The 12,258-nt window shown below is 38.7% G+C and carries 14 protein-coding genes; 2 read left to right on the top strand and 12 right to left on the bottom strand.

The features are described 5' to 3' along the window. Positions 1-38: 38 nt before the first annotated feature. Positions 39-875, top strand: a complete 837-nt coding sequence (locus PQG54_RS06660) for a lipid-binding SYLF domain-containing protein (RefSeq protein WP_271789554.1) — start codon at positions 39-41, stop codon at positions 873-875. A gap of 29 nt (positions 876-904) precedes the next feature. Here the strand turns inward: PQG54_RS06660 and mltG are convergent, their stop codons facing one another. From mltG to PQG54_RS06610, 10 genes are all read right to left on the bottom strand, one after another. Then, positions 905-1,867 (bottom strand): endolytic transglycosylase MltG, encoded by a 963-nt coding sequence (mltG, locus tag PQG54_RS06655; RefSeq protein ID WP_271789555.1) that lies wholly within the window; start codon positions 1,865-1,867, stop codon positions 905-907. Positions 1,868-1,892: 25 nt separating this feature from the next. Then, positions 1,893-3,173 carry a beta-ketoacyl-ACP synthase II gene (gene fabF, locus PQG54_RS06650; RefSeq protein ID WP_271789556.1) on the bottom strand — a complete coding sequence of 427 codons (1,281 nt, stop codon included), beginning with the start codon at positions 3,171-3,173 and terminating at the stop codon, positions 1,893-1,895. Positions 3,174-3,221: 48 nt separating this feature from the next. Further along, positions 3,222-3,464 (bottom strand): acyl carrier protein, encoded by a 243-nt coding sequence (locus PQG54_RS06645; RefSeq protein WP_271789557.1) that lies wholly within the window; start codon positions 3,462-3,464, stop codon positions 3,222-3,224. A gap of 232 nt (positions 3,465-3,696) precedes the next feature. Continuing rightward, positions 3,697-4,443, bottom strand: coding sequence for a 3-oxoacyl-[acyl-carrier-protein] reductase (gene fabG / locus PQG54_RS06640; RefSeq protein WP_271789558.1), 747 nt, complete (start codon positions 4,441-4,443; stop codon positions 3,697-3,699). 15 nt (positions 4,444-4,458) lie between these two features. Next, on the bottom strand, positions 4,459-5,421 hold the full coding sequence (fabD, locus tag PQG54_RS06635) for an ACP S-malonyltransferase (RefSeq protein ID WP_271789559.1): 963 nt from the start codon (positions 5,419-5,421) through the stop codon (positions 4,459-4,461). A 37-nt stretch (positions 5,422-5,458) separates the two neighbouring features. Then, positions 5,459-5,956, bottom strand: a complete 498-nt coding sequence (locus PQG54_RS06630) for a YdcF family protein (protein ID WP_271789560.1) — start codon at positions 5,954-5,956, stop codon at positions 5,459-5,461. Further along, on the bottom strand, positions 5,953-7,206 hold the full coding sequence (locus tag PQG54_RS06625) for a class I SAM-dependent methyltransferase (protein ID WP_271789561.1): 1,254 nt from the start codon (positions 7,204-7,206) through the stop codon (positions 5,953-5,955). The genes PQG54_RS06630 and PQG54_RS06625 overlap by 4 nt, the downstream gene beginning before the upstream one ends. Next, positions 7,206-7,973, bottom strand: coding sequence for a glycine betaine ABC transporter substrate-binding protein (locus PQG54_RS06620; RefSeq protein WP_271789562.1), 768 nt, complete (start codon positions 7,971-7,973; stop codon positions 7,206-7,208). Before PQG54_RS06620 ends, PQG54_RS06625 begins: the two co-directional genes overlap by 1 nt. A gap of 34 nt (positions 7,974-8,007) precedes the next feature. After that, on the bottom strand, positions 8,008-8,835 hold the full coding sequence (locus PQG54_RS06615) for a ferritin-like domain-containing protein (RefSeq protein ID WP_271789563.1): 828 nt from the start codon (positions 8,833-8,835) through the stop codon (positions 8,008-8,010). 96 nt (positions 8,836-8,931) lie between these two features. Then, positions 8,932-9,939: an enoyl-CoA hydratase/isomerase family protein gene (locus PQG54_RS06610; protein ID WP_271789564.1), complete on the bottom strand. Its 1,008-nt coding sequence runs from the start codon at positions 9,937-9,939 to the stop codon at positions 8,932-8,934. A 226-nt stretch (positions 9,940-10,165) separates the two neighbouring features. Here PQG54_RS06610 and bioB point away from each other — a divergent pair, with 226 nt between their 5' ends. Next, positions 10,166-11,179 (top strand): biotin synthase BioB, encoded by a 1,014-nt coding sequence (bioB, locus tag PQG54_RS06605; RefSeq protein ID WP_271789565.1) that lies wholly within the window; start codon positions 10,166-10,168, stop codon positions 11,177-11,179. A gap of 38 nt (positions 11,180-11,217) precedes the next feature. Here the strand turns inward: bioB and PQG54_RS06600 are convergent, their stop codons facing one another. Together PQG54_RS06600 and PQG54_RS06595 are read right to left on the bottom strand one after the other, a co-directional pair. Next, positions 11,218-11,700 (bottom strand): hypothetical protein, encoded by a 483-nt coding sequence (locus PQG54_RS06600; RefSeq protein ID WP_271789566.1) that lies wholly within the window; start codon positions 11,698-11,700, stop codon positions 11,218-11,220. A 49-nt stretch (positions 11,701-11,749) separates the two neighbouring features. Beyond that, positions 11,750-12,238, bottom strand: coding sequence for a hypothetical protein (locus tag PQG54_RS06595; RefSeq protein WP_271789567.1), 489 nt, complete (start codon positions 12,236-12,238; stop codon positions 11,750-11,752). Positions 12,239-12,258: the final 20 nt, after the last annotated feature.

Raw genomic sequence — 12,258 nt, 5'->3', positions numbered from 1 at the left:
CTATTTCTGAACTTTTTTATGTTTAACAGATGGAACACATGAAATTTTATAAATCTCTTTTACTTTGCTTTACAGCTGCTTTTGGGATCAATCTATCCAATACTGCACATGCCAGTACAAAACCAGAACAATCTTTGGTCGATCATGCAACTTTGGCTGTTCAGGATATTTACAGCAATGTCTCTACAGACAATAATCTTTATAGCCGTCTCAAAGAAGCCAGAGCTGTCATGATTTGCCCAGCAGTCACGCGAATCTCTTTGGTGTTTGGAGGATCTGGTGGCAGTTGTGTTCTCTTATCCAGAGACGCCCAAGGATCTTGGTCAAGCCCTGCTTTTTATAAAATGTCCAGTGGATCTTTTGGAATACAATTAGGCGTTGAAAACGCCGAAATCATGCTGTTCGTGATGAATGAAACCAGCTTGCGTTCTTTATTAGATAGCCAATTTACGATGGGAGCCAGTGCTTCTGCAACAGCAGCCACAGCCAATAGCAGCGCAGATAGTGGTGCCGCGAATATCTATACCATTCAAAAAAGTTCGGGATTATTTGCCGGTGCCGCTCTAAAAGGGTCTAAACTTAAAATTAACAGCAAATCAAATCACAATTATTATAATGAAACTGTTGGGCCAGAAGATATTGTGATTGCAATGCGTGTTAATAATTCTGGGGCAGATCCACTAAGACGGATTCTTATGAAATTAAGTAACGAAGCAACATCATCTACTTCTAAAATAAAGACAAAAACGAATAAAAAACAACAAGATAATGACAGTGGAGATGTCGATTCTGGAGCCATTCAATTAGCCCCAAGCGGTAATAATAGCAGTATTAAATCAGAAAATTTAGCCCCACCACCTGTTAAAAAATATTAACCCTTCATTAAAATAGCCAAATTATTTGGCTATTTTTTTTCTTTATAAGTATGCACGTTATGATTATGCTCGGTCAACGTGCTGGAAAAACTATGCCCACCCGTTCCATTTGCAACAAAATATAGCATATTTCCATCGGCTGGATGTGCTACCGCTTCTAAAGCTGCTTTTCCCGGTGAACAAATCGGAGATGGTGGTAAGCCAGCTATCCAATAGGTATTATAGGGACTTTCAACTTCCCAATCTCGTCTTAATAGAGGGCGATCTAACTTTCCATGACCGTCGGTCAATGCATATATAACCGTCGGATCAGACTGCAACCTCATCTCTTTTTGCAAACGATTGATAAATACACGCGCAATCATTGGTCGTTCGCGAGACAAGGCTGTTTCTTTTTCTACAATTGAGGCAAGCGTTAACAATTCACGTGGTGTTTTAACTTGTACAATTGGTTGGCGATCTTTCCAAACTTGATCCAAAGCCTTTTGCATAGCTACTTGCGTTCTTTGTAATAATTTATCTCGAGAGTATCCAAATTCGTACGCATAGGTCTGAGGTAAAATACTTCCTTCTGCAGGGACTTCAATATGGCCTGTTAAAAACGGCGCTTGATTAATCAAATCTGTAATTTGATATCTCGTTAACCCTTCGGGAATGGTCAGTTCATGTTGTACAGGCTTTGCATGACGCAAGATTTGTAAAACTTGGTGTATAGAAGCATTTTTAGGAAAAGAAAATTCTGCTGCATGTAATGTACCTTGATTTTCGGTCATTTTAGCAGCGAGTTGGAAGACAATTTTATTAATAAAATCATTTCCAATAACATGCTCGGTCTGTAAGTGCTTCAAGATTGCTTCTGTATTACCCTTTGGAATCACAACATTCTTGGTAACTTGCAAGATTCCTGGCCTAGAGTAAATGCTTTTTCCGAAAACGAAAAAAACAGCAAGAAGAACCAATAATGCGCCCAAAACTATAACGAATTTACGCATTATGACATATCCTTAAGCTCTAAATTTAAACCTTTTTAAACAGTAAAGAAGCGTTAGTACCACCAAATCCAAAACTATTGGATAGAGCAATATTCACTTGACGTTGTTGTGCTTCATGCGCAACTCGATCAATCATCGTTTCCTTGGAGGGATTATCAAGGTTTAAAGTCGGTGGTGCAATATTATCACGAATAGCAAGCAAAGAGAAAATCGCCTCTACTGCACCCGCTGCACCTAGCAAATGGCCAATTGATGTTTTCGTTGAAGACATTGCTAATTTCTTACCAGCATCCCCGAACAATCGTTCCACTGCTTCTAATTCAAGGTCATCCGCTATCGTTGAAGTTCCATGCGCATTAACATAGTTAATATCTTCAACGGCAATTCCTGCATTTTTGATCGCAGCACGCATTGCTCTGTAAGCACCATCATGACCTTCAGCTGGCGCTGTGATATGATACGCGTCACCAGACATTCCATATCCAATGACTTCGCCATAAATCTTTGCACCACGGGCTTTGGCATGCTCGTACTCTTCAAGAACAACAATACCAGCACCCTCGCCCATCACAAAGCCATCACGATCTTTATCCCAAGTACGTGAAGCTTTTTCCGGAGTATCATTAAACCCAGTTGATAATGCTCGTGCAGAAGCAAAACCAGCAATCCCCAAAGCACAAACTGCAGATTCGGCACCACCAGCAACCATGACGTCCGCGTCACCCAATGCAATTAAACGCGCTGCGTCACCAATTGCATGAACTCCAGATGCACAGGCTGTCACCGCAGCATGATTTGGCCCTTTAAAGCCATATTTTATAGAAACATATCCAGAAACTAGATTAATCAATGATGATGGGATAAAAAATGGAGAAATCTTGCGACTATTACCTTCATGAACCTTAACAGAAGCTTCATAAATCGTTTGTAGTCCACCAATACCAGAACCAATCATCACACCTGTGGCACAACGTTCATCTTCAGTTTGTGGCACCCATCCAGAATCTTCCACAGCTTGCATTGCTGCGACAAGACCTAAATGAATAAAACGATCCATTTTTTTCTGATCTTTAACAGGAATCCATTCTGCAAGATCTAATTTTCCTTCGCTCTTCGTTCCCGCAGGCACTTCGCCTGCAACACGAGCAGGAAGGCTAGAAGCATCAAAACTGCTGATCGCGTTAATACCGCTCTCACCAGCAACAAGGCGCTTCCACACATTATCAATACCAATTCCAAGAGGGCTTACAATCCCCATACCGGTCACAACGACGCGGCGCTGACAAATCAATTTATTTTCTGCCATCTGGTTAACCTATGTGCCTCTTGAAATTAAGTAACTATATTTAAAAAATTAAGCTGATTGCTTTTGTTTTTCGATGTAGTCGATAGCATCTTTAACAGTTGCAATTTTTTCAGCTGAATCTTCAGGGATTTCAACACTAAAAGCTTCTTCAAAAGCCATAACTAATTCAACTGTGTCTAAGCTATCTGCGCCTAAATCATCAATAAAAGAAGCTTCTGGTGTTACTTTTGCTTCTTCAACACCAAGATGTTCAACAACGATTTTTTTTACTTTATCGGCGATATCGCTCATCTAATTCTATTCCTTCTGCTTGCTCTAAGCATTTCTAAGTGATCTTGACTCTGTTATATTTCAAAGGTTTATTATACAATAAACCTCAATCTTGTAATATATTAGCATGGGGCATATCACATTTCTTAGTAATAGCCAAGCTAAACTTAAAATTACATATACTCGTTTGTATTAACCAAATAATTCTTTATTAAGATAACGTCAATATATGATTTTTACAACAGTGGGTTACTTAAATCATCGCCATCCCACCATTCACATGTAGCGTAGACCCGGTGACCCATTGCGCTTCATCAGAAGCAAGATAGGTTACTGCTGCTGCAATATCCTCAACTTTACCCATACGACTACATGGAATTTTTTCTAATAATTTTTCCCTTTGTGCCTCTGCAAGTTGATCTGTCATTGCTGTTTCGATGAACCCTGGGGCGACTACATTCACGGTAATTCCACGGCTGGCAATTTCTAGCGCCAAAGATTTGCTCATCCCAATTAACCCAGCTTTTGCAGCAGAGTAATTTGTTTGACCCGCATTCCCAGTTACACCAACAATCGATGCAATATTGATAATACGGCCATAACGACGACGCATCATTCCTTTGATCGCAATTTGACTGAGCTTAAAAGGCACAGAAAGATCAACATCCAAAACCGTTTGCCAATCTGTATCTTTCATCCGTAATGCCAATGTATCACGTGTTAGCCCTGCATTATTAACCAAAATATCAATCGGAGCACCAAAAAGCTCTTCTGAACTAGGGATTAATGCCGCCACAGATTCGGAGTCTGTTAAGTTAGCCACTTGGATCTTGGCTTTTTCTTCACCGCCTAATTTTTCTTGGACTTCTTTAAGTATATTTTCTCTAGTACCAGATAAAACAACTTTGGCTCCTTGGGCAATTAATGCCTTTGCAATTGCTTGGCCAATACCACCAGAAGCCCCAGTTACCAGCGCAACTTTACCGTCTAATCTAAACATGTTTATTCCTTATGATTAGTTTTTAGAATTCGAAAAAATAGTCACAAATTGATCAATATCTGCAGGTTCTCCTATAGAAAAAACCTGACGATCTTTGGCAGTTCGGCGCATTAAATTAGATAATACTTTACCCGAGCCAATTTCAAAAAAAACTTCTACTTCTTTATCGATCATAAATTGCATTGTTTCTGCCCAACGAACGGGCGCAGTCACTTGTTTGACCAACAATTCTTGCACTTCTGGCAGACTGGTATAAGGTTGAGCTGTTACGTTCGCTAACACAGAACAATTGAAAGGTTTCAACGTAGAATGTCTGAGTTCTTCTTGCATTTTTGTCGCAGCAGGAGCCATTAAAGGACTATGAAAAGGGGCAGACACTGTTAATTTAACAACCCTGCGTATTCCTTGCTCTGCTGCAAAAGTCACTGCTCGATCAATCGCATCCATATGCCCAGAAATCACCACTTGCCCATTACCATTATTATTGGCCACAGCAACCAAAGAATCAGGTTGGCTGCTATGCTGACAAATCATTTGGGCTTGCGCCATATCAGTGCCTAATAACGCAGCCATACCCCCCATCCCTTTAGGCAAAGCATTTTGCATGGCATCGCCACGCACACGCAGCAAAGCAGCCGTTGTTGCAAAATCAAAGACGCCTGCCATGCATAATGCAGAATATTCACCTAAAGAATGTCCTGCGGCAAAAGCAATATTTTGTGCAAGATTTAATCCTGCTTCTTTTTCCAAAATACGAATAACAGCCATTGAATGTGCCATCAAAGCAGGTTGAGTATTCTGCGTTAACGTTAATTCATCCTCTGGTCCCTCCATCATCATTTTTGATAAAGGTTGTTTTAATGTCTCATCTAATTCTTCAAAAACCTCACGAGCTACGGGAAATGCTTTTGCAAGTTCTTTACCCATTCCGACATATTGACTACCCTGACCAGGGAAAAGAAAAGCACTAACTGCCATTGATTATTCCTAAATAAACTATAAATTAAAAACAAAATTAATTGAATAAAATACCAAAACTATTCCACACTATCGCAGGAATCTCACGCAAACGCCAGTTCCAGCATTTATAAAAATGACGAGACGCATTTCCCAATGCTGCAACAGCGCGTGTGCGCCATCCTAGTAAAAAAAGCAACCAACAACATCGCGGCAAATGATAAGCGTTCGATACGACAACTAATCGTGTTTGCTTTGGTATAAATCCTAATTTTTTCAACAAAGCACTGCATAGCACAACAGATTGAATCGTTTTTGTCGCTTGCGTTTCACAAATAATTTGTTCCTCTAGCACGCCATTTTCAATCAAAAGCTGCTTCATCACCTCAGCTTCGGTTATCTCTTTTTGAGGATTCCCACCGGTAACGATGTATAATGGAGAGACACACAATTTTCCATATGCAATCGCAGCATATATCCTCATCATCAAAGCACGTTTGGGCGTTCCATCAGCATTTAACGCTGCACCAAAAACAAGAATCGGCTGAGCATTCATTCAGCAACTCTTACAAATAACTGATTAATTGATTGTAATTTTTCAAATGTTTCTTTCCACAAGGGAAGGATCTTTTTCTCTGGAACCCCTCTGGCTTTAACAATTTCAACAATTTCACCCAAATTACGTTTTCCATCAATTAAGCCTAAAAAACCTCTGGCCTGTGCTGGCAACGGAATCATTACTGTTAATGTTCCAAAGGAAAAAGGTAATAAATTAGATGGCAGTATTTCACTTGCTAGAATCTCGCCTGGCTTTTCCCGCATAAAAGGAATGGATTCAAGATCCATAGGATCAACGAAAAACAATTCATCCTCTGACCTACGAATATACACAACGTGCGTTGCCATGTTCCCTGCCAGTCCTTCGGCAATAACTGCCTGCGTACGAGCATCTAATTGATCGATTTTTTCACGAAATTTAGGATCAGTGATTAAATATTTAGGATCATAACGAGCAGGTTCAACAAGAGCATTAATCTCGAACCCTGTTTGTTGGATCAAATCCCATAACGCATCAACTGTATAAGCACGATCTCTTGGGTTCAATAACAAGTCGTAAATACCTGCATCCCCACCGGTTAAATGGTCACCAAAATTACCATTGGCTCGTAACCAAGCTGTTTGAGGCAGATGACGCAACACTCGTTTCGCCATGTCTAAACGTTGTGCAGGCTTTTCTTGAATGGGGACAAGATGAGAAAGCGCATCTTGAAGCATATATACACCCGTGCGACCATGCGGCGCATAGACCATCAGACCGATACCACCACCGATATTTAACGCCCCTTTTAAAATACGCAATGCTTTGTCGGGATCAGGCAAATGGTGCAATACGCCACAGCAATCAATATAATCAAACTTGCCCAAATTAAGTTCAGGCAGATCAAAAATTGATCCTTGTACAAACCGTAAATTAGTTAATTCACGAACTTTGGCACGTTCCTTAACAATCGCTAAGACTGCTTCCGCACGATCAAGACAAACAACTTCACCTGGACAATCCTGGCGCGCCATTTGTTGGGCCATCATAATTGCAGCATCCCCAGTGCCGCAACCTGCAACAAGCACCTTTAATGGATCAGTAATTTTTCTGTAACCACCAAAGACCCAATAATCAATTTCATTTAAATGGCTGGGACTACCAATAAATAAACGTTTCTTTTCATCCAAAGGGTTACGCTCTGGATAAGGATAGGCCTCATATTGAGCAGCCAAGCTGATGTCTTGTTGATCGTGTTCTTTTGTCATTATGTTCTTACTACTAATTTTCCACGTTGCCAGGCTTCTGCCGCTTCATGCGCATCCATTCCATCAACACGCATTGCTTGTTCCATCAGCTTCATAACCTGATTGCCCAAGGTCATTTCTTCTAGCTCGTCAATCAAATCAGCGCCCAAAGAATCAATCAACTGTTTTTTGATCAAAATGATGGCTTTTTGCTCTTGAGCAAAGAGGTTCTTTGAATCTTTTAATTGATAAATCATCTCAGAATCTTCTAAAAAACTTGGCGAATATAGAACCATAATCTTTGGTTCTTGAGAAGTCATGGCATCTCTATATCGACTGATTACTTCTTCGTCTGTAGCAGATTTTAGGATATATCCCACATCTATCAAACCATACGTTTGGAATGCAGATAACACACGATCATAAATAATTTCAGAAACAATCACTTCTCTATCTATGTCAGTAGATTGTAATAATTGATCGATTGATGTGATCTCTGCCTTAAATTTACTAGGCAAGGCCAGAAATAAAAATGGTTGATATAAATTCCCAATCGCCTGCATAGAGGAGGCCGAATTTAACAAGTCGCAATGCACATCTGGGGTCCATAATGTCGCAAAAATATCTATTTCCCCGTTACGAATCTCTTGAAACAAAGCCACAGTTTCGCCCGTTATCAGCTCTATGTCTGCGACACCATGGGCTTCTAATACACGTAAAACAGCTGCTGCCGCTGCTTCGTGAACAGGAATATCAAAAAAACCCAATGTTAAAGATTCTTGAGTCACTATTTCTCCACCTTATTTTAGAAATTTATATTAATTATACCAAACCTGAGATTTGTTTTGCATAAGATTTTTGTTGAAATTTGATAATATGCATCATTATTCTAGCAAGGATTTCTTGTAATTTCATCGAAGGCATCCAACCAATGGTTTTAAATACCATATTCACCACACGTGCAACATGGTGACGTTGATATAAAGGCATTGCCTTCACCATATATAACGCAATACAACGTTTATGATTATAAGGCATTCCTTCGGGTTCATTGGTAATATGAAATGCAGATGCCAATTCATCGTCTTGACTTTCGACAATACGCCCAATTGCAATTTTTGCCCGAGCCCATTTAGATAAATTATCCTGAGGTAAATATCGTTTCATACAATCATAAAATAATTTATAATGACGGAACTCATCTCCTGCTATCTTACGGCAGATTTCCTTTAAAACAGGTTCTTTTACATAATCAGCCAACGCACTGTAATAAGAAGAGGTTCCAACCTCGACCATTGCACGGGCAATAAACTCTCCTACGTGCGAGCCTCTAATGGAGCTATTTGTATCAAGATCTATTTTATAAAACTCTTTAAATCGATCAAAACTTTTTTGATAATTCCAACCTGGATCAGCCATCATTGCCCACCGGCCAAGTACTTCACCATGTTGAACTTCTTCTACTTCCCATTGTTCAAACAGCTGCATTAATTCGGCATCATGAGCAAATACATTATTTAAATAAACTGTGTAATCGACACTATTTCGTTCAACAACCGAAGCGGCTTTGATTAAAGGAACAATTTTTGGATCAATAAGAGATGGATCAAATCGATCCCATTTGATCTGTTCCATATCCCAATGCTTCATAATTTTTTACCTTGAAAAAAGATTAATATTCTTAATTTTCTAGATTATATATTTTTGAGTCCTTTAGAGCAAAAGAAAATATCTGCTACAACACATTCAACTATATAGTTTATAAGAGGAAACAAAGCATGTGTCGATTATTTTTGGTATAATTGGAGCATTACTCCATTTTGGGGAACGATCTTTATCAATCACACTAGCCCGAACCCCCTCCATAAAATCAGAACGCATCACTAAATGACTAATGACGCTCAGATCCTGTTCTAATACTTCCCCTAAATCAGATAATTTATTTTGCCAAGCCTTATAAGTAATGTGCAAAGAGAAAGGACATGCCTGAGAAATCTCCTTTAAATCCTCTTTTGCCCAAAGAAAATTACTTTGTTTTAAATTAGATATAATTGTTTTTACGTCAGGAGCGTTATAAACACTCTCAACTTCTTGTAAGAAACTAGAATCATATTCTTTTTCACGTTTTAAAAAAGATAAAACATCATTCATATCGCGTTTTTCTAATTGTGTTAAAACATAATCAACCATAGAAGAAGATACCATGTAATCGGCAAAACCCAATTTAATCGCTTCTTCGGCATGAAATCTTTTTCCTGTTAACATCATACGCAACCCTGTATATCCAGGTGCTTTACTAAACAGTAAATTACTTCCCGCATCCGGCGAAAGGCCAATCATAACCTCTGGCATTGCCAAGACAGCACGCCCAGTCACAATACGATGAGAAGAAAAACAGCCCAATCCAACCCCTCCACCCATCGTAATCCCGTCCATAATGCTGATAACGGGCTTAGGATAGTTAGAAACATAATGAACAAGCTGGTAATTATGCAAGAAAACGTCGACAGCTTGCTCATACTGACCCACTTTTACAAAAGATGCAATTTCACGAATATCCCCACCTGCACAAAAAGCCTTAGCATGTGAACTGTTAATAACTATTTCTTGAACTTGTCGGTCTGTTTTCCACAATTCTAACTGCGATATAATTTCTTGCTGTAGCGCTGCGTTAATTGCATTTAAAAACTTGGGACGATTTAAGGTTAAAATACCTAATTTTCCTCTTTTTTGAGTTGTAATTAACCGATTCATAACGCCCCTCACTTCATTTTGGTAAACATATCTTACATCTTAACCGCAAAATTAACCTTATATAGAATGAACTAAATTTTACTATAGCTTCTTTGTCTGAAAATAAATATTTTATATTCCTAATATTTTATTGTTTTCATAAATCTTTTCTTAACTTATTTTAACCCTATATACAGCACTCTTTTATCTCGGTGACTTAGCCTGATAATAATTTAAGGATATCTTTATGCTTTCCCATAAAACTCTTAGTGATGACTTCATAATAGAAGAAACCTTCCCTATTCGACACGATTGGACAAGAGAAGAAGTCTCTGCATTGTTTGCACTGCCTTTACCAGAATTGATGTTCAAAGCGCAATCTGCACATCGCATTTATTTTGATCCTACAAAAATCCAAGTCTCTACGTTACTTTCTATTAAAAGTGGTGGCTGCCCAGAAGATTGTGCTTATTGCCCACAAAGTGCTAGACACGAGGAAAAAATCAAAGCAGATCGTTTAATGGCGGTTGATAAAGTCCTTGAAAAAGCTAGAGAAGCCAAAGCAGAAGGTGCCACACGGTTTTGTATGGGGGCTGCGTGGCGTTCCCCAAAAGATCATGACCTAGAAACCGTTTGCGCCATGATTGAAGGCGTCAAAGAGTTAGGTCTTGAAACCTGCGTGACCTTAGGCATGTTAAACCTTGAACAAACGCTCAAACTAAAAAAAGCTGGGCTAGATTATTATAATCATAATCTGGATACTTCCGAAGAACATTATGAGAAAATCATTTCTACCCGCACCTATCAAGATCGTTTAGATACCTTGGCTTTTGTGCGTGATGCTGGAATTAAAGTCTGTTGTGGTGGGATCCTTGGGATGAATGAACAGGAAGCTGATCGTGCCAGCATGATTAAAAGCCTAGCTAACCTACCGAAACACCCAGAAAGCGTGCCTATTAATTTATTAATCCGCGTCAAAGGCACCCCTTTGGAAGATGCAGAAACCATTGATCCTTTGGATTTTGTGCGCACGATTGCCGTTACGCGCATTGTGATGCCACAAAGTTACGTGCGTCTTGCTGCTGGCAGAACCGAAATGAGTCCTGAAATGCAAACGCTTTGTTATTTAGCTGGGGTAAACTCTATTTTTCTTGGTCAACGTTTATTAACCTGTCCAAACCCCGAGAAAAGCAGCGATCTGACGTTATTTAATAAATTAGGCTTACAAATTGCTGATAAAATGGTTGAAGCGTCTGCTTAATAATTTAAAAGGGCTTGGATTATTTCCAGCCCTAATTTTTAATTATTAATAGCTTTGATATAAATTCTAGTTTGAGCAGGGTCTTTACAAGTTTTATCCATACAATATCCAGAAATCCATAATTGACCACTGCCGAACATCATTCCCTGCCCATTTGCAAACATCCCAATAAATTCTTGCTTTGCAACAGATTCTTTTACTTTGGGGGTAATAATTGCTTGGTAATTTTGAATAAATTGCTGTTGATTTTTAATCAAAACACGCTTATTAGCAATGTCAACTTTCAGGGGATATTTAACCACCGCTGCCACAGCGGCTTTATTTTGATGCGTAACATCCTCTTTTAATTGATCGATAAAAGCATAATAATCGTCATGAGACCCAAATAAAAAATCCAGTCGAGCATTCATTTGCTCTATTGTTTTAATCTCATCAGTTTGTAATGGTATTGCCACAGCATTCAATGAATATGCCAATGAACCAACCGCAATAAAAGCGATCATTATTTTGATTTTGGTCATGTATCGTCTTTGTCAAATTAAGATAAATTCATTAACATATTCTACGGAACTACATAGAATTATTAATACCAATAATTTTCATTCTTGTAGCTTGATCAGTTTTTTGATCTTTATCTGGACAGGCGTTAGAATACCAAATTTCGCCGCTTCCAAAAGCCATACCACGGTAAGTCGAGATCAAATCTTTGAATTTTTGTTCTTGCACTATTTTTTCAATTTTGGGGGTAATAATTGCATCGTAATGTTCTATAAATTGTTTCTGATCTTTGATCTGGATCTGTTTTTCATTCAACTGTATCCACAACGGATATTTCACCATTTCTGCAACTGCTTTTTTATCTTTTTGGGCAATATTTTCTTGTAATACGTGAAAGAAACCCACCGCAGTATAGTGGCAATTGGACGTAATCGAATGATCTGATTGCTTAAAATTCACAATATTATTTTGTGGTTTTGCTGATTGTGCCATCAACTGAGTTGAAAATAAGATTGAACTAGCACAAAGACATAGTTTAATACTTATTGCTTTTAAATTCATAACCATTGAACTCCTAATTT

The organism is Commensalibacter communis (assembly GCF_947179015.1).
GTDB lineage: Bacteria > Pseudomonadota > Alphaproteobacteria > Acetobacterales > Acetobacteraceae > Commensalibacter > Commensalibacter communis.
This window is presented reverse-complemented; position numbering and strand designations above follow the sequence as displayed.